Consider the following 20,573-nt stretch of genomic DNA (forward strand, 5'->3'; position numbering starts at 1 on the left):
GCTCAGAATTTCTCAGTATTGGTGAACAGGCCGACACGCAAGTCCTTGGCCTCGTAGATGGCCTGACCGTCGACCGACAGCGTGCCATCGGCGATGCCCAGCACCAGGCGCCGGGTGATCACACGCTTGATCTCGATATGGTACGTAACCTGGCCCGCGCTTGGCAGGATCTGCCCGGAGAACTTGACCTCGCCACAGCCCAGGGCGCGGCCGCGACCGGGGTTGCCCAGCCAGCCGAGGTGGAAGCCGACCAGCTGCCACATGGCATCCAGGCCGAGGCAGCCGGGCATCACCGGGTCACCAGGAAAATGACACTGGAAGAACCACAGGTCCGGATGGATATCCAGCTCGGCGATGATTTCGCCCTTCTGGTATTTGCCGCCTTCCTCGTTGATCTGCGTGATGCGGTCGAGCATCAGCATGTTGGGAGCGGGCAGTTGGGCGTTACCGGGGCCGAACAGTTCCCCCCGGCTGCATTTCAGCAGATCGTCTTGGCTGAAAGAGTGCTGTCTGGTCACTGGATCGTTCCGAGAATCGAAAATAGAGTTTGCCTCGTCGTCTGCAAGGCGCGGCCAGTCTAATGGCTGCGCGCGCTGATTGCACGCCAGCCAAAGCCTAGTCTTGTGCTACCTATGGCGCAATGATCGGAGTGAAGCTTGCCCTGGCGAATGCCCCCGGGGCATGATGCGGACGGAAATGGGAGGCTCTGCAATAGCCGCCAGTCAAACGATGACGACGACAAACGACAATCTATGTGGCCTTTCTTTACGCTGAATCGACCGCTGGTCTGGTTGGCCCTGGCGGCTCTGGCTGCCGCCAGCGTGCTGCCCATACTGGGGCTGAGGCTGGCAGCGCTGGCGGTGGTGATCATCGGCATGCTCGATGGCTGGCGCCAGATCCGGCTCGAACATCAACGTCGCCGCCTCAGCGAGCACGCTCTCGAGCTTTCACAGGATGGCGTGATCATTACCAATACTGCCAATCGTATCGTGGCCGTCAATCCCGCATTCACTCAGATCACCGGCTACACGCTGGAGGAAATCCGGGGCCATGATCCCTCCGTACTGTCGTCGGGGCGTCACGACAAGGCGTTCTACGACCTCTACTGGAAAACGCTGAAAAGCACCGGCCGCTGGGAGGGCGAGGTCTGGAACCAGCGCAAGTACGGCGACCAGTATCCTGAATGGCTGCGGGTTCAGGCCTTTCAGGATCACAAGGGCCGGGTTTCCCATTATGTGGGGCTGTTCACCGATATCAGCCGGCACAAGGCACGAGAGCAGGATCTGAGTCGTATCGGGTTCGAGGATCCACTGACCGGTTTGCCCAATCGGCGACGCTTGCACGATCTGCTGGCGTCTCGCCTGCAGCACCTGCGCGCCGGAGAAGGGCTGGACCTGGCACTGATCGATATCGATGCCTTCAAGGCGATCAACGACAACCTGGGCGTCGAGAATGGAGACCGCCTGCTGTCACGCTTCGGTCAGCGTCTGGCTGCCCAGGTCGCCGGCGGTATCGTCGGGCGGCTGGGCGGCGACGAATTCATGGTCATTCGCACCACCACGTTCGACGATCACGAAAAATGGGTGAGCAGCCTGCGTCAGCACTTGAGCGAGCCCTTCGAGATCGACGAAAGCTCGTTGCGACTGGGGTTGACCATCGGCAGCTGCCGGGCGCCGGAAGATGGCACCGACCCCAACGTGCTGTTCCAGCGGCTCGAATCCGCGCTTTACAGCGCCAAACGCCACGGCAGCAATCATGATCGACGCTTTCGCCCTTCCCTGGAGGTCGAAACCGACCGCCATCTGACCATTCTCAACGAACTACGCCAGGCACTGGCCCATGGATCGCAGCTGGAAATCCATTACCAGACTCAGCACCGGCTGGACGATGGCAAAATGGTGGGGATGGAAGCGTTGCTGCGCTGGCATCACCCCGAGCATGGCCTGATCCTGCCGAGCGAGTTCATTCCGCTGGCGGAACGCTATGGCCTGATGCCGGCGCTGGGAGGCTGGGTCATCGACCAGGCCGTGGCGCAACTGGCCACCTGGCGAGGGCTGGGGCTGGAAGTGGTGCCCATCTGGGTCAATCTCTCGGCGCTGCAACTGATCCAGGGCGATCTGGAGTCCCATCTGATCTCGACCCTGGCACAGTATCGGGTGCCGGCCCAACTGCTCGGTCTAGAATTGACCGAATCGGTCTTGATCGACGAGCGTGCCGGCGATATCTCGTCACGACTGGAAGCGCTGCGGCAGGAAGGTCTGCAGATCGCGATCGACGATTTCGGGACGGGCTATTCGTCGATGGCGTATCTCAAGCGTCTACCAATCGACAAGCTGAAGCTGGACCGGGAGTTTATCCGGGCGTTGCCCCACGATCATGCCGACGCCGCGATCACCTCGGCGGTACTGGCAATGGCGCAGGGATTGCACATGGATGTGATCGCTGAAGGCGTGGAAACCGCCGAGCAGCGGGACTTCCTGCTGGCCAGAGGCTGCCGCCACGTACAGGGTTACCTCTATGCTCGCCCCCAGCCGGCCGACGAGGTGGAAAGCCGGCTGCGCGAGGCGGTGGAAAGCGCCCAGACCTGAAGCCGCCGCTCGCGCCGTGCCGCGAAAGTGTGCATGCCTTGCCCATCTGGGAAATGCGCCGATCGCGTGGTGAACCCATGTGGACATGAGTCGGGTCGGGCCAGCATCAACCCAGATTCTTGAATGCTTCCAGGGCCCGCTCTCTGGCGCGTCCATGCTCGACAATCGCTGGCGGATAGCCCGTTTGACGGCGCTGCTCCGCGTTGGGCTGGTGGCGGGATTTGGCCGGCAGGCCGGCGAGCTCCGGCAGCCAGCGGGCGATGAATTCGGCATCCGGATCGAAACGCCGGGACTGGGTGGTCGGGTTGAATATCCGGAAGTAGGGGGCGGCATCGGTGCCGGTCGAGGCTGCCCACTGCCAGCCGCCATTGTTCGAGGCGAAATCGCCATCCACCAGTTGCTGCATGAAGAAGGCTTCGCCGCGGCGCCAGTCGAGCAGCAGATGCTTGCTGAGGAACATGGCCGTCACCATGCGTAGCCGGTTGTGCATCCAGCCGGTCGCGACCAGTTGGCGCATGGCGGCGTCGACGAGCGGGAAGCCGGTGCGTCCCTCGCACCACGCTTCGAAATCCCTGTCGCTGTGGCGCCAGCTCAACCTGTCGGTTTCGAGCTTGAACGGGCGATGGCGACAGACGCGGGGAAAGCCGACGGCGATGTGCTGGTAGAACTCGCGCCAGATCAGCTCGTTGACCCAGCTCGTCAGACCGACGTCGCCATCGCCGAGATGGCCGCCATTGTTGGCCATCACGGCCTGCAGGCACTGTCTGTGGGAAATCATCCCGGCCGAAAGGTAGGCGGATAGTTCGCTGGTGCCGGCGATGGCCGGGAAGTCGCGATCATCCTTGTAACGGCGCGCCCGCCGCTGCAGGAAGCGGGACAGCCGGTCGGCGGCGGCTTCCTGACCTGCCGGCCAGGACGAATCCTCTGCGCTGGCGGAGCCGGAGAAGACCACGGCGGAGCGGTCCCGCTCAGGTAGCTCGGGAATCGGGTCGCTGGAAATCTCCAGCCTGGCCTGGCGTGGAGGTGTCTCACGCAACGCCAGCTGGTCTGCGCCGACGCGCTGATGCCAGGCTTTGGCGAACGGGGTGAAGACCTTGTAGTACTCGCCCTGACCCGTCAACAATTCGCCCGGCTCGAAGGCAATGGCGTCGGTGTAGGCATGGACTGCGAGCCCCTCGTGGGCGAACGCCTCGGAGACCCTGGCGTCACGCTCCCGCTCATCCAGCGGATACTCGCGATTGAAATGAAGCGCTTGCGCCTCATAACGCCTGGCCGCCTCCAGCAGTGCCTTGGGCGCCGCGCCGAAGTCCTCGATGTCACGGTAGAGCAGCGGGATATCGAGTTCAGCCAGCGCTTTCTGCAGCGCGATGACGCCACGATGCAGAAACGAGATCTTGTTGGCACCATGGTCATGGCGGCGCCACTGGTGACGACAGGCGAGATAGATGCCGATCACCGGGCCCTTGCGGGCGGCTGCGCTCAACGCGGAGTGGTCGAGCGTTCTCAGGTCGTTGCGAAACCAGACGAGTTGCGTGGGCGACATAGCACGTCCCTGTTACCGATGACTGAGCGACGCGTCCCTGCGTCGCGGGCTATTCACCCTGTTGCGCTGTCACGGCGAGCCTGACGCTCGCGCCGTGCGTCCATGCCTGTGGCCGGTTCAACTGCCGGCTTCGATCGTCGCTCGCATCCGGCTCAACGCTTGGCTCATGTCCTCTCCCAGCACGGCGACCGAGGTGTTCTCGAAATCGCTGGCCCGGATACGAGCGACGGGTCCGACCAGGCATACCGGTGCCTGGGACTGTTCGGCAAGCCGCGGCAACTGGCGTCGAATGATGTCGCTGCGTTCGGCGTGACTGCTGGCGAGCAGCAGCGCTTTGGCGCCGAGGCGCTCGACAGCCAACGGAAACTCGCTCAGCGGCAGATCGCCATCGATCAACTGGACGCGATAGCCCGCGGCGGAAGCGGCCAGGCCCATCAACAGCGCCCAGAATCCGCTGCTGTCGTCCGGCAATCGGGCGACCAATATCTCCCCCGCATTGCTTAACTGGTTGGTGTGGTAGATCCGGGTACCGATCCGCGTACGCAGGAAAGTCTCCAGCACCCGGCGTTGGAGCGTGGCGCCGAACTGGTCGCCCCAGCGCTCTTCCAGCTGCGAGATGACGGGCTGCCAGAGTTCCGCGATACACAGGCTGACCGGATACAGCGACAGGCTCTGGTTGAACAGCACTTCCAGCCGGCCAGTGTCGAGAGACTCCACGGCGTGGATCAGATGCTGGCGCTGGCTGGCCCAGTCTCCCATCTGCGGCGCCGGCGTCTCGACCGCTTCCGGCTGATCCAGAAGTTCCCGTACCTGGCTGACCGGGACGCCCCGGTTGAGCCACTGCAGAATGCGCTCGACGCGCTCGATATCGTCACGGCCATAGAGCCGATGACCTTTTGGCGTGCGCTGGGGGCGGATCAGACCGTAGCGGCGCTCCCAGGCGCGCAGTGTGACGGAGTTGACTCCAGTGAGTCGCGATACTTCACGAATCGGGTAGAGCGGCGCGGCACTGGAATCCATTGCCTTGTAAGTCATGCAAGTCCTCCTGCGAGGTCTCTGCGTGCGCCGTCTCGTCGAATGAGATAGGTCATGTCAATGCTGCGAGTCATCACTACGGCTTCGAAAGTGTCAGGACGTCGGTTACGGTCATCTGTCGCGATCCGCACCGGTGTAACCTGCGATAGTGCCCTGATGCCTTGAGGACGTCACCTCGGTTCGGTGACGATCGCTAGAGAGCGATGACTTCGACGAGTCGTGACGAGACGGATACTACCGTCTCGATACCTCAAGGATGGGTGAAGATATTGTACCTTTCAAGCGATTTGTACAATATTTATGTAATATGCAATTCATGTAATACGAAATTCATGTAATACGCAATTCATCCAATATCTGGATAGCCTTACTGAGCCTGGGCCTGCGATTCGACAATGCTGGCGAGGGCGTCGACGAAGGCCGGGTGCTGGCCGACGGGATCCAGCAGGTGCGGCGAAACCGGATGTTCCCGAGCGATCTCCTCGAGCTGGCCGGGAACGTCTTCCCGCAGGTGCCGGCTTGCCGCGAAGAACGGCGGCAGGATCGCTATCCGCGAGATGCCACGCGCTGCCAGTTCGGCCACCCGGGGCTCGAGTGAAGGCTCGCTCAACTCCATGAAGGCGAGAACGACGGGCTTGCCGACGCTAGGCTGCAGGTTCTGCTCCAGCGTTTCGAACGGGGCACGCCAGCGAGCATCGCTGGAACCGTGGGCCAGCAGAATCATGGCGGACTGTGTCATGCTGCTCCCTGAAAAGGGGTTGAATGCCGGGGGCGAAGTCGAGTTGTCACGCGACCATGAAAAGTACGCGCTGGGACGGCTCGCCGTCGGATGGCCAGACTCAACGTATTGTACAATATCCGTATAACTCGGAGCATCCATCATGCGTCTATTGATCACGGGCGGTACGGGATTCGTCGGACGTCGACTGGTCGAGCGGGCTCTGGCGGCCGGCCACGACGTCATGGTGATCTCTCGCGACCCGGAACGGGCTCGCCGGCAGTTGCCGCAGAGCGTGCGCATCGGTGACGATGCCATGGATTTTGCATCGTCTCTACCAGAGGCCATCGTCAATCTGGCCGGGGAACCGATTGCCGACCGGCGCTGGAGCGACCCGCAGAAGACCCGGCTGGTCGAATCGCGCCGCCACGCGACACGCGACGTCGTCGCGCTATGCGAGGAGCTGGCGCGGCGGGAACAGCCGCCGGAAGTGCTCGTCTCCGGCTCGGCCATGGGCTACTACGGCGATCAGGGCGATCGTGACGTGACCGAGGAGACGCCACCCCACGACGAATTCGCCCACCGCCTGTGCCAGGCCTGGGAGGCGGAGGCGCTCAAGGCCGAAGCTTTCGGGGTAAGGGTGGCCTGTCTGCGTACCGGGCTGGTGCTGGATGCTGGCGGCGGCACCCTGGCCAAGATGATGCCGGCGTTCAAGCTGGGGCTGGGCGGTCGCCTGGGGGATGGGCGCCAGTACATGCCGTGGATTCATCGGGAGGATCTGGTCGGCATGATCGAGTTTCTGCTCGAGAAAACCATGCTCAGCGGCCCGTTCAACGGCTCCGCGCCGCAACCGGTGACCAATGCCGAGTTCACCAGGGCGCTGGGACGACACCTGCATCGGCCGGCGGCGCTGTTCGTGCCCGCGCCGCTGCTGAAACTCGGACTGGGGGAGATGTCGCGCCTGCTTCTGACCGGTGCCTGCATGCGTCCCAAGCGCTTTCAGGAGGCCGGCTTCACCTTTCGCTATCCGACGCTGGACGACGCCCTGGCGGCAATCGTGTCGCATTGAGAGCGCCCGCGGCTTGCCGCGGACGCGGATCCTCGATGCGCTGGCGAACTAGCGTGCATCCTTGTCGACGGTGACGATCACGCGCACCGCGTCGAGGCGCAGCGCCGCGCCTTCGATGGCGGTATCGAGGGCGCGGCGTTCGTCTTTCAGGGCCTGCAGCTCGTCGTCGCGAATAGCGCCGTTGTGCTCGGCAAGGGCCTTGAGACGCGACAGCTCCAGATCTAGCGTCTCCCGCATCTCCTGCTGAGCGCGTTCGACCAGCGACGGCAATTCGCGTTGGGCCTCCTGCTCGCCCTTCTTCAGCAGCTCGCGCAACGCGTCATGCCGGGATTTCAGCAGCTCGCGCGCGACGCCTTTCTTGACTCGCTGCAGGTTGCGGGAGAGCCCGCTGAAGGTGACCTTGTCCGACAGGTTGGCGCCGCTCTCGTCGAGCAGCACGCGAATGCCGGTATCCGGCAGGAAGCGGCCCAGTTGCAGCCGCTTGGGCGCCGGGCAGTGCGTGCGGAAGATCAGCTCCAGCATCAGCCGGCCGCCGGGAATGTTGGGATGCTTGAGCAGGGCGAGGGCGGTGTTGCCCAGGCTGGAGTCGAGAATGCGCTCCATCACCGTGGTCACCAGCGGATGCTCCCAGGAGAGACGCTGGATATCGTCACGCGCCAGCGCCTGGGTGCGCGAGTAGGTCACGGTGAACCCCTCGTCGCCCTGGGCCAGCCCCGGCAGGCTGTCGATCATGTGCGAGCCGGGCGTGAGATGCATCTGACCGTTGCCGAGATCCCGGCTATCGACGCCGAAGATGTCCAGCGCCTGATCGACGTAGCGGGGCAGGGCGCTGTCGTTGTCCTGCTCCACGATCGCGCTGATCACGGCATCCGCCCGCTCGGGGCGGCAGGCGTTCCACTCCAGCAGACGATTGCGGCCCGCTTCGCGCTCGGCCAGACGAGCGTCGTTGAAGGTGCGGGTCTCTGCGATCAGCGAATCAAGGCCGCTGTTTTCATCGAGAGAGTCGTCGTCGAGAGAGCCGTCATCGCGATAGTCGTCATCGAGACTTTCACGCAGCGCATCGCCGAAAGCCTCGAGGACGTCGCCGCCCGCCGCGTGCGGTGCCTCGAACGCGGCGAGGCCGTCGTGATACCAGCGCAGCAGCGTCGCGGTGGGGCTTTTCTCGATCACCGGCACGTGGATATCGATCGGGTGCAGCTGGCCGATACGATCGAGTCGCCCGATGCGCTGCTCGAGCAGATCGGGATGCCAGGGCAGATCGAACATCACCAGATGATGGCAGAACTGGAAGTTGCGCCCTTCGGAGCCGATTTCCGAGCAGATCAGCACCTGACAGCCGCCATCGTCGTCGGCAAAGGCGGCGGCCGCACGGTCGCGTTCGACCAGGCTCATCTCTTCGTGGAAGACCGGCGCCTGGATACCGGCGCGCACGCGCAGCGCCTCGGCCAGATCGACGGCGGTCTGGCGCCAGTGGGCGATCACCAGCACCTTCTGCTGGTTGCCCAGTGTCTCGAGCTGACCGATCAACCACTCGACGCGGGGATCGAGACGCCACCAGGGCGTGTCATGCTGGATCGCGGCATCGTGCAGGGCGCGATAGGCCGCCTCGGGATAGAGGCGGGCGTCGTGCGTGCTCAGATCGGCGGCGGTCAGGCGGGCGGCGAAGTGATCGTTGCCCTGGCCGAGCTCTTCGAACTGGTCGTGATAGGCCGCCGGCATTGCCAGCGAGGCCACGTGCAGGTGACGCTCGGGAAAGCCGCCGACATGACGGCGGCTGTTGCGGAACATGACCCGGCCAGTGCCGTGGCGATCCAGCAGCTGTTCGCGCAGCTGGCGGCGGGCACTGTCGCGCTGGGCGTCGTCGCTTTCGGCGTCCAGCAGGGTATCGAGCAGCGCGCGGCTGTCGCCGTCATCGATGATGGCGCCGAGACGGTCGCGGTCGGCGGCATCGCCCGGCAGCCGCTCGAGCGCCTCGATCGCTTCGGCCACGGCGGTATAGCCGGCTTCTTCTTCCCGGAAGCGTTCGAGATCGTGATAGCGGTCGGGGTCGAGCAGGCGCAACCGGGCGAAGTGGCTCTCCAGTCCCATCTGCTCCGGTGTCGCGGTCAGCAGCAGCAGGCCGGCGATATGCTTCGACAGGCGCTCGATGCAGGCATAGCCGGGGCCTTCTGACTGTGGCGTCCAGTCGAGATGGTGCGCCTCGTCGACGATCAGCAGATCCCACTCGGCGCTCTCGGCCTGACGCTGACGATGCGGGTTGGCGAACAGCCACTCCTGGCTGGCCAGGATGCACTGGCCGCTGTCGAAGGGGTTGTCCTCGTCGAACGCTTCGCTCTGGGCTTCGTCCAGCAGCGTGACCGAGAGCGAGAAACGGCGCAGCAATTCGATCAGCCATTGGTGGGTCAGGCTGGCTGGCACCAGAATCAGCGCCCGGCTGGCGCGCCCGGTCAGCAGCAGGCGATGCAGGATCAGCCCGGCCTCGATGGTCTTGCCCAGGCCGACTTCGTCGGCCAGCAGAACGCGCGGGGCATGGCGCCGGGAGACTTCGTCGGCGATATAGAGCTGGTGCGGAATCAGATCGATGCGCGGCCCGGCCAGGCCCAGTGCGGGGCTACGGGCGATGCGCTGGTGGTGATGCAGCGAGCGATAGCGCAACTGGAACCAGTCGTTGCGGTCGACCTGGCCGGTCAGCAGACGATCCTGGGCCTGATGAAAGCGCATGTTGTCGGAGAGCCTGGCTTCGCTGAGCGACACGGATTCGCCGTCATCGGTCTGGCCGTGGTAGATCACGCAGCCATCGCGTTCTTCGATACGCTCGACGGTCAACTGGTCGCCGTCGGCGGTGTCGATGCGATCACCGGGGCCGAACACCACGCGGGTCAGCGGTGCCTGACGGGCGCTGTAGGTACGGGTTTCCTGACTGGCGGTGAACAGCACGGTGACGCTGCGTGCATCGACGGTGAGAATGGTGCCGAGCCCAAGCTCGGTTTCGCCGTCGCTGATCCAACGCTGGCCGGGAGAGAAATCGCTCATGGTGCCTCGGTCGTGTGTACGCTGCGGGGAACGGATCGAATGGGCGACGCATTCTAGCGTAAACCGCGTGCGGCCTTAAGCACTGAACGGTTCGGCGTGTCCCGGCATTGGCGTTACACTGCCTCGGCGTGGGTCCGGGCGTCGCGGACTCGGATACGGGCGCGAAGCACCTTACGAGGAGAGATCATGGCGGGAGCAGGGCCAAGAGACGGTCTGCGTCGGATCGCGATCGCCAGCCAGGCGATCGGATTCGTTCTGATCATCACGCTGGAGACGGTGATGGGAGACGGTGCCAGACCCTGGCAGGGCGTGACGCTGGCGTTGATGCTGGTGACCGCGGCCTGGCTAGCGCTGGTGCGACGTTATCGGCGTAACCGAAAGCAGCGCCGCAAGCGCGAAGACGACGATTGACGCCGCCGGTCAATCCCGGTCGAGTCCCGACCGCCATCGATCCGGCTCTGCCCATGGCATCCGTGCCTGGATGCATTAAGCTTGGCCTTATCCCTGCGCCCGGAGCGTGCCCGTGCTACTGAACAGCCTGATCCTGATATTGACCGTTGCGGGCATGGAGATCGCGTCGGCGCTGATCCATCGCTACGTCATGCACGGCTTTGGCTGGGGCTGGCATCGCTCGCATCACGAGCCGCACCAGAACCGATTCGAGCTGAACGATCTCTACGCCGTGGTCTTCGCCGCCATCGCCATCGTGCTCATCGCACTGGGTACCCAGGGCGTCTGGCCGCTGCAGTGGATCGGTGCCGGCATGACCGCCTACGGGATGCTCTACTTCATCGTTCACGACGGGCTGGTGCACAAGCGCTGGCCGTTTCGCTACATTCCGCGGCGCGGCTATCTCCAGCGCCTCTACCAGGCTCACCGCCTTCATCATGCCGTCAAGGAACGCGAGCGCGGCCTCTCCTTCGGCTTTCTCTATGCACCGCCGACGGACAAGCTGAAGGCCGAGCTGCGTCGCCGTCAGTCATCGTCCGTTAGCGAGGGCGCTGCCAAAGATGCGCGGGCCGAGGATCGGGTCGCCGCCCGCGAGCGCTGAGCGCCTGGCCGGCCCCGGCCAACAGCAACCCGATCTTCTCTCCCTTGCCGGTGCCCTGACGTCGATCCCAGGCGTGTTCTCCGGCGCCGGCAACCTTGACGCCGATCCGCCGATAGACGCCCCGCGCCGTGGCGATCGCCCAGGCCGAGCGCAGCGGCAGAGCGGGCAGGCCGTCCCGCGCCGAGTCGTAGTAGGGTTCGGCAACGGCTATCAGCCGGCCGGCGAGGACAGCGAGGCGGTCGCGGTGGCGCGGCGCCGTGATCTCATCGAGTGGTATGCCGACCTCGTCGAGCCAGGCCAGCGGCAGATAGCAGCGCCCGATCCGGGCGTCGTCGACGATATCCCTGGCGATGTTGGTGAGCTGGAAGGCGAGGCCCAGGTCGCAGGCGCGGTCCAGCACGGCTTCGTCTCGCACGCCCATGACGCGCGCCATCATCAGCCCCACCACGCCCGCGACGTGATAGCAGTAGCGCAGCGTGTTCGACAGATGCGGATAGGTCTCGCCGCGCACGTCCATGGCGTAGCCCTCCAGATGATCGAACGCCTGCGACTGGGGAATCTCGTGGGTCAGCGCGACTTCCTGAAACGCGGCAAAGGCCGGGTCCGATATGGACTCGCCGGCGTAGGCGAGCCGAGTCGACTCCCGCAGCCGCTCGAGTCGCGCCTCCGGCGTGTCCTGGCTCACCGCGTCCGTCTCGAAGCCCAGCGTTTGACCGTCGATCACGTCATCGCAGTGACGGCACCAGGCGTAGAGCATCAGCGCGGATCGCCGCGTGCGCGGCTCGAAGAGTTTCGAAGCGGTAGCGAAGCTCTTCGAGCCCACCGCCATGGTGCGGGTCGCGTGGTCGAGCAGCGCCTCGCTCATGTTGACGCCTCTCGCTTGCCCAGATCCTCGATCATCAGCCCGGCCGTCGCCTGGGCGGAGCCGATGACGCCGGGAATCCCCGCGCCAGGATGCGTGCCCGCGCCGACCAGGTAGAGATTGTCGATTCGGCTGTCGCGATTGTGAGGCCGGAACCAGGCGCTCTGGGTCAGGATCGGCTCGACCGAGAACGCCGAGCCCTGATAGGCATTCAGCGTATCGCGGAAATCGAACGGGGTAATGTGGCGATGCGTCACCAGCTGACTGCGCAGGCCCGGCATGTAGTTCGCTTCCAGATAATCGAAGATCCGCTCGCGTAGCCGAGGGCCTTCGATTTCCCAGTCGAGATCGGCGGTGCCCAGGTGCGGGACCGGCGCCAGCACATAGTAGGCGCCGCAGCCCGGCGGGGCGAGCGACGGATCGGTGACGCAGGGCGCATGCAGATAGAGCGAGAAATCGTCGGCCAGCGCGTCCTTGTTGAAGATCTCGTCGATCAGCTCGCGATAGCGTGGCCCGAAGCAGACGGTGTGGTGCGCCAGCTGGGTGTGGTTGTGATCGAGCCCGAAATAGAGCACGAACAGCGAATTGCTCATCCGCTTGCGCTTGAGGCTCGCGGTGGCCTTCACGCCGCGTGGGTGATGGCCGAGCAACGTCTCGTAGGTGTGGACGACATCGGCATTGGAGGCCACCGCCCGCGCCTCGAGCCGACGGCCATTCGCGAGCGTGACTGCGCTGATGCGATCGCCTTCGGTCTCCAGCCGTTCGACCCTGGCATCGAGCATGAGCTCGCCGCCGATGTCCTCGAACAGCCTGACCAGCGCACCGGTGCCGCCGCGTGGAAACCACACGCCCCATTCGCGCTCGAGAGCATGGATCAGGGTGTAGATCGACGAGGTCGAGAACGGGTTGCCGCCCACCAGCAGCGAGTGGAACGAGAACGCCTGGCGCAGATGCTCGTCCTCGATGAAGCTCGACACCATGCTGTAGACGCTGCGCCATGCCTGCAATCGGGTGAGCTGCGGCGCGGCCTTGAGCATGTCGCGAAACGACAGGAACGGCTTGGCGCCGAGCTTGAGGTAGCCTTCCCGGAACACGTCGCGGGAATAGTCGAGAAAACGCCGATAGCCTTCCACGTCCCCCGGGTTGAGCTGGCGAATCTGCGCTTCCAGTTTCGCCTGATCGTTGTCGTAGTCGAACACTTCGCCCGTTTCCCAGCAGAGCCGGTAGAAGGGCGTGACAGGCAACAGCGCCACGTAGTCGGAAAGCGATTTGCCGGCGAGCGTGAACAGCGACTCGATGGCGCTGGGGTCGGTGATCACCGTGGGGCCGGCATCGAAGGTGAAGCCTTCGTCTTCGTAGACGTAGGCACGCCCGCCGGGCTTGTCGCGGCTCTCCAGCAACAGCGTGGGAATGCCCGCCGCCTGCAGGCGAATGGCAAGCGCCAGGCCGCCGAAGCCGGCGCCGATCACGATCGTTTTCTTCATTGCAAAGCCCTTGGCCGACTCATCGAAAATCATCCAGGCGCGGCGTTCGTTTCAGCACCGCCCGGGCCGCTTCGACGACCGGGACGGGCGGTTTGCCGACGAGAATTCGCAGCTTGTCGGCACGCTTCAACTGGCCGGCGTAGAAGCGCGCGATCAACCCGGCGTCGAGCCCGTAGAAACGCTGCATGACGCGAAAGCGCTCGTCGGGTTGGCCGGCGAGGAACAGCATGCGGTTGAGCATGCGAAAGAAGCGCTGCTCGCGCCACTGCGCATCGGCGAAGCGATGAATCAGCGCGGACAGCGCCGGTGCCTCGAGCGGCATGCGCTCGGCGATGCGATCCGCCAGCGCCGCGGCCGCCGGCAGCGAATAACCGGTGGTGGCATGAAACAGCCCGGCACGCAGGCCGCTGGCGGGCTGGTTCGCCAGCGGTGCCCGGAACGCCTCGAAGTCGCCGGCCAGTGTGATCGGCAGGCTGCCTTGCTCCTCCCGCACCAGCGCCTGCCGTTGCCAGCCCCGAGCCTCGGCGTAGCGCACGAGATTGGCGCGGGCGCGATCGGTGTCGAGACTGGCGTTGTCGACGTAATGGGTATCCTCGATCAGCAATTCGGTCGGTGATAACGGCAGCGTGTAGACGAAGCGATAGCCGCCCTGCTGGTCGACGGTGGCATCCATCAGGGTCGGCCTGACGAGTCCATGTGGCGAGCCGAGCCGCCACTGCTGGCCGACGAAGGCTTGGAAACCGATGGTCAGATGCGGGGAAGGGCGATAGCCGCGGCCGTCGATCACGGCGCGTGCCTCGAGTCGTTCACCGTCGGCGAGCGTGACGCTGCACGGCGAGACGTCCTCGACCGGGGCGTTGGTGCGCAGATCGTCGCCGAGGGTGTTCGCCAGGGCCGCGGCGAAGCGTTCCGACGTGATGCTGAGATAGTCGCCGGGAAGCGTTCGCGTAAGCTCGGGGAAGCGCACGTCGTAGCCGGACCAGCGGTGCGCCACCAGCGGGGCGAGCCAGTCGCGTTGGGCCGGCGTGAGGTCGGTGCCGTGAAACGACCATGTGTGATTGCCGCCGGCATGTGGCCCTGCTTCCAGCATCAGAATCGCGAGGTCCGGCTGGTGCTGCTTCAGCCGCCATGCGATCAGGCCGTTGGCCAGCCCGGCGCCCACCAGAATGAGATCCCATGGTCGGCTCATGACGCCACCTTCATCGGTACCGGCCCGAGCGCCAGCTCGACGATATCGGCCGCCCGCTCGGCGCCGTCGGCCTGCCGCAGCGGAATGGCCGCGTCGTCGAGGCGCCGGCGGCAGGCGTCATCCGTCAGCAGCGTCTCGAGCTCTCGCGCCAGGCGGATGCTGCCGCTCCGGCGGGAAACCCGTTGACCCAGCCCGTGCCAGACCAGCCTGGCGGCGACGCCGGGCTGGTCGAAGGCGATCGGCATGACGAGCATCGGGGTCGAGGTCGCGATCGCATCGACGACGGTATTCAGGCCGCCGTGGGTGATCACTGCCTGGGCCTGGCGCAGCGTTGCGCGCTGGTCGGCAAAATCGGTGACGAAGGTGGCGCCGTGGGCTTTCAACGCCTCCGCCCGGGCAGGAGGCAAACCGCCGCAGTGCGCGATCGCCAACTGAACATCGAGACGGCGACAGGCACGGGCGATGGTTTTGAACAGGCCGTAGCGATGGCCCTGCAGCGTGCCCAGCGAGGCGAAGACGAACGGGCGTCCGGGGTCGATCGGCCAGGCGTCTCGTCTCTTTTCCGTATCGCCTTTCGCCCGGCGCAGCGGGCCGACGGCATGGAAGTTCGCCGGCAGCCCGTGGCGGGGGAAGTCCAGCGTTGCCGGTGTCTGGCTGATCTGCGCCAGGGGCGACAGGCATTCATGCAGCCCGGTGCGATGTCGCAGGCCGAAGGAGTTTGCATGATGCGCGATCACCCGAGCGTGAGGACGCATCAATCGATCGTAGATTGCCTCGCTGGTCGCATACATTCGCCGGGCGCGCTCGTCGGTGGCGTAGCGAAACGGCATCACCGGCAGCGGCAGCGCCGGCTCGCGATTGATCGGCAGCGCGCAGGCCACCGACACGAACGGCAGCGCCATCGCCTCGGCAACGAGGCCGCCGGCCGCCTCCATCTGATCGGCAATGATCCCGTCCACGCCAAGGCGTTCGAGCGCGTCCGGCAGCTCCCGGCAGAGCATGTCGGTCGTCGCGGCCATGTCGGCGATGAGACGGCGTATCGAAAGCCCGGTCGGATGCGCAGCCAATCGATGGCTGCGCCCCAGACTACCGGCGGGGTGCGTGTGCAACCCGACCGGCTCGAAGCCGATGCGAGCGTCGTGGACGAGCGTGCGGGCTTCCTGCTGGTGGACGAAGGTGACGCGATGGCCGCGATCGAGCAACACGCCCGCCAGCGCCTGCAGCGCCTGGAAATGGCTGTAGAGGGCGGGCGCGATGACGGCATAGTGACTCAATCTTGCCCCTCCAGGTCGAGGAGTGGCGCGCGCTTGAGCGCGGCGAGATCGGCGCTGCCGGTGCAGAAGCAGGCGATGCGAAGCTGATCGATGACGACGCGAAAATGGCGAATGACGGCCTCGCTGGAATCGGTGGCGCCGGCGAGCGTCGCGGCCGCCTGGCCGGCGAGATCGGCGCCCAGTGCCAACGCCTTGGCCGCATCGATGCCATCGGCAATACCGCCGGAGGCGATCAGTGGCGTCGTCGGCAGGGCCCGGCGAATGTCGCGGACGGCTTCGGCGGTGGGAATGCCCCAGTCCGCGAACGCCATCGCCACGGCGCGCTGGTGCGGTTCCGCGGCGCGTTCGCCCTCGACCGCCGCCCAGGAGGTGCCGCCGGCACCCGCGACGTCGAGCATCGCCACGCCGGCATCTATCAGTCGGCGAGCCACGCCGACGGACAGCCCGGCGCCGACTTCCTTGGCGATCAGCGGGACGTCCAGCGTGCCGGCGATCTGCTCGATGGCGTCGAGCACGCCGCGCCAGTTCCGATCACCGCCGTTCTGGACCGCCTCCTGAAGCGGGTTGAGGTGAACGATCAAGGCGTCGGCGTCGATCATCTCCACTGCACGGCGAGCATAGTCGCGCCCGCGCCGCCCCTTGAGCTGGGCGGCGCCGAGATTGGCCAGCAGCGGAACGTCGGGGGCGATCTCGCGCAGGGTATGGTCGAGCCCCACATTGGCGTCGCTCTCGATGGCGATGCGCTGGGAGCCCACGCCCATCGCCAGGCCCAGGGTCTGTGCTGCCTGTGCCAGATGGCGATTGATGGTCAGCGCGCGTTCGGCGCCGCCGGTCATGGAGCTGATCAGCAGCGGGGCTTTCAGCGGTTTGCCGAAGAGCGTGGTGCCGAGGTCGATGCGATCGAGATCGAGCTCGGGCAGGGCGCAGTGTTCGAAGCGAAAGCGCTCGAATCCGGCCCGGGTTCGAGATCTGGCCCGCTCCGGATCGAGGACGATATCCAGATGATCGTTCTTGCGTTGCAGCAGTTCCGCGTCCTTCATGAATTCTCCATGGCCCTGAGGGATACGCCGTAAGGCACTGCGGATATTCCACAGCGCGGGTGGGGTCGAGAGCGGGACGGGAACTATTGGAAATCCGCCAGCTGCCGTTCGAACCAGGCGTGCATGAAACGGCGCGTCGAACCCTGCTGCCCGCAGGCATGGATGAAGTGGTCTTCGGCATTGTGCAGGTGGTCGCGCAAGCGCTGTCGCACCGCCTCGGCGCCCAGCGTCGCCACGAGCGTCGATTTGCCGAGATCCTTGGCGGTGTCCTTGCCGGTGTTGTCGTGACCGTCGGCCAGGTCGTCGAGCAGCTGGAATGCCTGGCCCAGATCCTGCGCGAAGCAGCGCAGCTGTTGCCGCACCATGGGGGCGGCATCCGCCGCGATGGCGGCCAACTGGAGCGTGGCGCCGAAGAGCATGCTGGTCTTGAGTTCGTTGGCGGCGACGATGTCGTCTTCCCCGCGGGGAAGGTTGCCTTCGTGCAGGTCGAGGAACTGGCCTTGAACCAATCCCTGCAGACCCACGGCAGCGGAAAGCTCGGAAACCGCCTGGTTGCGCGATTCGCTCGAAAGCCCCTCGACCGAGGCCACGACGCCGAAGGCGTTACTGAGCAGCGCCACGGCGGCGAGAATGGCGACATGCTCGCCGAACTGGCGGTGGATCGTCGGCCGGCCGCGTCGCAGCATGGCGTTGTCCATGCAGGGGATGTCGTCGAGCATCAACGAGGCGGCATGAATCATCTCCACCGCGCAGGCCAGGTCGAGCAGGCCCGGGTGATGCGCGTCGCAACCCAGGTCGCGAGCGGTGAGCATCAGCAGCAGCGGCCGGGTGCGCTTTCCCGGCGTCAGCGTGCCTTCGCGCATCGCGGCGCTGACGAGATCGCGTTGACTGCCGGCGGGCAGGAGCTGTTCGAGACGCCGCTGCAGCGTCTCCTTGAGCAGCGTCAGCTCCGCGTCCGGGGCCGGGGTCTTTTCTGCGGTGTGAGCGGTCATGGTCACTTCCCTGCTGTCGCCATGTTGCGGTGCGCGTCGATACGGGCGGTATCGGCCCGGACATCCCTGTCCCGGCGGTGAGGCGGCGCTGCGAGCTCTTGCATGAGCGCTCACGCATGAACGCGGCATTTCGGTAAGCGTGCGTAAAGCCTACATTACCCTGTCCGAGTCCGCCTCGTCGCCGCCGAGAGGGGCGCTTCTCCGTGTCCGGTAATCCGTGTCTGGTAGAAAGCAGCGCCCGTCCGATATCTACGCATGCCTGGCGTGTATGGATGCAGGGGCCGTTGCAGGCCGGACCTACTGCGACTCCAGAACCGCCGAACACTGATCGAGCGTCTTGTCGAGCTCGGGCGGCCGGCTGTCGTTCTCGTCACTCGGATCGTACTCTCGCTGCATCTTGCGCACCTCGGCCTCGCTGAAGCGTGCCTGCAGCGCTTCCGTCACGCACTCGCAATAGCGTTCGACCTTGGGGCCTTCGATGCCGCTGGCGGTGATGTTGGCCCGGCATTGCGCCCGGGAAGCTTCCACGGCCTTCGCCGACCACGGCGGCGGTGGCGTCTCTTCATCCTGCGTTTGCGCGTGAGCGGCTACGGCGAAGACGCAGCAGAGTGCCGCGATGGAGGCGAGGCGAAGCCATAGGGACATGGTGGTTCTCCTGAAGGGCAGCTCTCGGGAGGCTTTTCGAGGGGCGCTCCGGTAAGCGCTTGCCAAGGCGAGTGGAGACGGCCGAAAACGGTAACGTTGCTTTTTACTCTAGAGATTCCGCGGCTGGCTGCCATTAATCATAGGTGTGGCCGGTTGATCAGGGAGGTGACCGGCACGAGTCGCCGCCGCCACGTAGACCCCGCCACGTCATGATCCCTGAAATGCAAAACGCCCGCCAGGCAGGGCCTGAGCGGGCGTTTCGAAATTCTTGGTCGGAATAGCAGGATTCGAACCTACGACCTCTGCCTCCCGAAGGCAGCGCTCTACCAAGCTGAGCTATATTCCGATGTCATTGCCGGGCCGTTGCCATTCAGGCTAGCTCGACGGGGGTGAATTATACTCATCCGAAGGCGCGGTGCAACCCTGATCTTGCACCCTTTTAGACGTCGCGCTCGACGGCCACTCGCGTCAGCGTTTCCATGCTGTCGCGATAGGGGCTGGGCGCGAGGATTTCAAGCTGTGCGCGGGCCAGGCTCGCCATCTCTTCGGCGCGCTGCTGGGTATATTCGAGGGCGCCCGTTTCACGCACGATGGCGAGTACGTCGTCCAGGCGTTCCAGGCCGCCATCGGTAATCGCCTGCCGGATCAGCGCGGCCTGTTCGGGCGACCCCGTGCGCATCGCATGGATCAGCGGCAGCGTCGGTTTGCCTTCGGCAAGATCGTCTCCCACGTTCTTGCCCATGGTCTCGGCGTCGCCCTGGTAATCGAGCAGGTCGTCGATCAGCTGGAAGGCGAGCCCCAGATAACGGCCGTAGAGTCGAAGTGCCTGTTCCTGCTCGGCATCGGCGCCGGCGAGGATGGCGCCGCTATGGGAGGCCGCTTCGAACAGCATCGCGGTCTTGCCCTGGATGGTGTCGAAGTAGTCCGACTCTTCGATATCGGCGTTGCCGATGTTGGTCAGCTGCTGGACTTCGCCCTCGGCAATGATGCAGGTAGCGCCGGAGAGCACCTGCATGATCCGCATCGAGCCGACCTCGACCATCATCTGGAACGAGCGCGAGTAGAGGAAGTCGCCGACCAGTACCGAAGGGGCGTTGCCCCAGGTGTCGTTGGCGGTGGCCTTGCCACGGCGCCGGCTCGACTCATCGACGACATCGTCATGCAGCAGCGTGGAGGTGTGCATGAACTCGATCAGCGTCGCCAGGGTGATGTGCTTGTCGCCGAGGATGCTCTCGTCTCCGGGATAGCCCAGCGCCCGCGCCGCCAGCAGCACCAGCAGCGGGCGCAGACGCTTGCCACCGCTTTCGATGATGTACTGGCCGATGGTTTCGACCAGTGGAATTCGCGACGCCAGTTGATCGAGGATCGTACGATTGACGGCGGCGAAGTCCTCAGCCACCGATGCATGGATGGATGCAGCGTTGGATTGCATGGTCGGCTTGTCAATGAATCGGGTGGGGTCGTTCGGCTTCTCGGGCCGGGAGACGACGTGTGGGGGTATGCTAGGTGGCCCCCTCAGGTGCGTCAACCGACGTGGCGCTCGGCGGTTGCCCATCCGCCGGAACGCGCGCGGGCCGGGCGCGCAAGAAGGTTGCCTGGCATGGCGTGAGCCGTTATAATCCGCCGCCCAACTCATCATGCTCCCTGTCAGATGGTTGCCGGAAGGGGCACCACTCGCCGCAGGTCGATGAAAGAGCGCCAACCCCGATGAGTGTTTGGAGAATCTTATGTACGCTGTTATCAAGAGTGGCGGTAAGCAGTACCGCGTGCAGGAAGGTCAGACACTGAAGCTCGAGAAGCTGGAAGTGCCGACCGGTGAAACCCTGGAATTCGACCAGGTTCTGCTGGTTGCCGACGGCGACGACATCAAGGTCGGCGCTCCGCTGGTCGGCGGCGCCAAGGTGTCTGCCGAGATCGTTTCGCACGGTCGTGGCGACAAGGTGCAGATCATCAAGTTCCGTCGTCGCAAGCATCACATGAAGCGTCAGGGCCACCGTCAGTGGTTCACTGAAGTCAAGATCACTGGAATCTCCGCTTAAGCGGAACATTC

At 65.0% G+C, this 20,573-nt stretch carries 18 protein-coding genes and 1 tRNA gene; 5 read left to right on the plus strand and 14 right to left on the minus strand.

The features are described 5' to 3' along the window. Positions 1-2 precede the first annotated feature (2 nt). Positions 3-518 carry a 3-hydroxyacyl-[acyl-carrier-protein] dehydratase FabA gene (fabA, locus tag R3F72_RS11990; protein ID WP_303856118.1) on the minus strand — a complete coding sequence of 172 codons (516 nt, stop codon included), beginning with the start codon at positions 516-518 and terminating at the stop codon, positions 3-5. Between the two features lie 234 nt (positions 519-752). On the opposite strand from fabA, the gene R3F72_RS11995 reads away from it, so the two are divergent. After that, positions 753-2,588, plus strand: a complete 1,836-nt coding sequence (locus R3F72_RS11995) for a putative bifunctional diguanylate cyclase/phosphodiesterase (protein ID WP_332779737.1) — start codon at positions 753-755, stop codon at positions 2,586-2,588. 106 nt (positions 2,589-2,694) lie between these two features. Here R3F72_RS11995 and phrB read toward each other — a convergent pair whose 3' ends face one another. The 3 genes from phrB to R3F72_RS12010 all read right to left on the minus strand — a co-directional run bounded on the left by phrB (position 2,695) and on the right by R3F72_RS12010 (position 5,905). Beyond that, entirely contained in the window at positions 2,695-4,131 is a 1,437-nt protein-coding gene (gene phrB, locus R3F72_RS12000) for a deoxyribodipyrimidine photo-lyase (protein ID WP_332779738.1), read from the minus strand. Positions 4,132-4,248: 117 nt separating this feature from the next. After that, complete coding sequence (locus R3F72_RS12005) at positions 4,249-5,166, minus strand: MerR family transcriptional regulator (RefSeq protein WP_332779739.1); 918 nt, start codon at positions 5,164-5,166, stop codon at positions 4,249-4,251. Between the two features lie 367 nt (positions 5,167-5,533). Continuing rightward, a complete protein-coding gene (locus R3F72_RS12010) occupies positions 5,534-5,905 on the minus strand; it encodes a sirohydrochlorin chelatase (RefSeq protein WP_332779740.1) in 372 nt (123 codons plus the stop codon). A gap of 142 nt (positions 5,906-6,047) precedes the next feature. Between R3F72_RS12010 and R3F72_RS12015 the strand changes: the two genes are divergently transcribed. Next, entirely contained in the window at positions 6,048-6,953 is a 906-nt protein-coding gene (locus R3F72_RS12015) for a TIGR01777 family oxidoreductase (RefSeq protein ID WP_332779741.1), read from the plus strand. A 48-nt stretch (positions 6,954-7,001) separates the two neighbouring features. Here the strand turns inward: R3F72_RS12015 and rapA are convergent, their stop codons facing one another. After that, a complete protein-coding gene (gene rapA / locus R3F72_RS12020; protein WP_332779742.1) occupies positions 7,002-9,986 on the minus strand; it encodes an RNA polymerase-associated protein RapA in 2,985 nt (994 codons plus the stop codon). A 186-nt stretch (positions 9,987-10,172) separates the two neighbouring features. Between rapA and R3F72_RS12025 the strand changes: the two genes are divergently transcribed. Further along, the gene (locus R3F72_RS12025; protein ID WP_087719779.1) at positions 10,173-10,397 is read left to right on the plus strand and encodes a hypothetical protein; all 225 of its coding nucleotides are present in this window, start codon (positions 10,173-10,175) and stop codon (positions 10,395-10,397) included. A gap of 112 nt (positions 10,398-10,509) precedes the next feature. After that, positions 10,510-11,037: a sterol desaturase family protein gene (locus R3F72_RS12030; protein WP_332779743.1), complete on the plus strand. Its 528-nt coding sequence runs from the start codon at positions 10,510-10,512 to the stop codon at positions 11,035-11,037. On the opposite strand, the gene crtB is transcribed toward R3F72_RS12030, so the two are convergent. The 9 genes from crtB to ispB all read right to left on the minus strand — a co-directional run bounded on the left by crtB (position 10,976) and on the right by ispB (position 19,955). Beyond that, positions 10,976-11,902 (minus strand): 15-cis-phytoene synthase CrtB, encoded by a 927-nt coding sequence (gene crtB, locus R3F72_RS12035; protein ID WP_303853813.1) that lies wholly within the window; start codon positions 11,900-11,902, stop codon positions 10,976-10,978. The genes R3F72_RS12030 and crtB overlap by 62 nt on opposite strands. Then, positions 11,899-13,383, minus strand: coding sequence for a phytoene desaturase (locus tag R3F72_RS12040; protein ID WP_332779744.1), 1,485 nt, complete (start codon positions 13,381-13,383; stop codon positions 11,899-11,901). The genes crtB and R3F72_RS12040 overlap by 4 nt, the downstream gene beginning before the upstream one ends. A 19-nt stretch (positions 13,384-13,402) precedes the next feature. Beyond that, entirely contained in the window at positions 13,403-14,572 is a 1,170-nt protein-coding gene (gene crtY / locus R3F72_RS12045; protein ID WP_332779745.1) for a lycopene beta-cyclase CrtY, read from the minus strand. After that, positions 14,569-15,846: a glycosyltransferase gene (locus R3F72_RS12050; protein ID WP_332779746.1), complete on the minus strand. Its 1,278-nt coding sequence runs from the start codon at positions 15,844-15,846 to the stop codon at positions 14,569-14,571. Before R3F72_RS12050 ends, crtY begins: the two co-directional genes overlap by 4 nt. Beyond that, positions 15,843-16,886: a type 2 isopentenyl-diphosphate Delta-isomerase gene (fni, locus tag R3F72_RS12055; protein WP_332779747.1), complete on the minus strand. Its 1,044-nt coding sequence runs from the start codon at positions 16,884-16,886 to the stop codon at positions 15,843-15,845. Before fni ends, R3F72_RS12050 begins: the two co-directional genes overlap by 4 nt. A gap of 83 nt (positions 16,887-16,969) precedes the next feature. Then, positions 16,970-17,878 carry a polyprenyl synthetase family protein gene (locus R3F72_RS12060; protein WP_332779748.1) on the minus strand — a complete coding sequence of 303 codons (909 nt, stop codon included), beginning with the start codon at positions 17,876-17,878 and terminating at the stop codon, positions 16,970-16,972. 297 nt (positions 17,879-18,175) lie between these two features. After that, the gene (locus tag R3F72_RS12065; protein ID WP_332779749.1) at positions 18,176-18,523 is read right to left on the minus strand and encodes a hypothetical protein; all 348 of its coding nucleotides are present in this window, start codon (positions 18,521-18,523) and stop codon (positions 18,176-18,178) included. 269 nt (positions 18,524-18,792) lie between these two features. Further along, a tRNA-Pro gene (locus R3F72_RS12070) sits at positions 18,793-18,869 on the minus strand. A 93-nt stretch (positions 18,870-18,962) separates the two neighbouring features. Continuing rightward, positions 18,963-19,955, minus strand: coding sequence for an octaprenyl diphosphate synthase (ispB, locus tag R3F72_RS12075; RefSeq protein ID WP_332779750.1), 993 nt, complete (start codon positions 19,953-19,955; stop codon positions 18,963-18,965). A gap of 295 nt (positions 19,956-20,250) precedes the next feature. Between ispB and rplU the strand changes: the two genes are divergently transcribed. Further along, on the plus strand, positions 20,251-20,562 hold the full coding sequence (rplU, locus tag R3F72_RS12080) for a 50S ribosomal protein L21 (protein ID WP_071230753.1): 312 nt from the start codon (positions 20,251-20,253) through the stop codon (positions 20,560-20,562). Positions 20,563-20,573 lie beyond the last annotated feature (11 nt).

This window comes from Salinicola sp. 4072 (genome assembly GCF_036663415.1).
In the GTDB taxonomy this organism is placed as follows: domain Bacteria; phylum Pseudomonadota; class Gammaproteobacteria; order Pseudomonadales; family Halomonadaceae; genus Salinicola; species Salinicola salarius_A.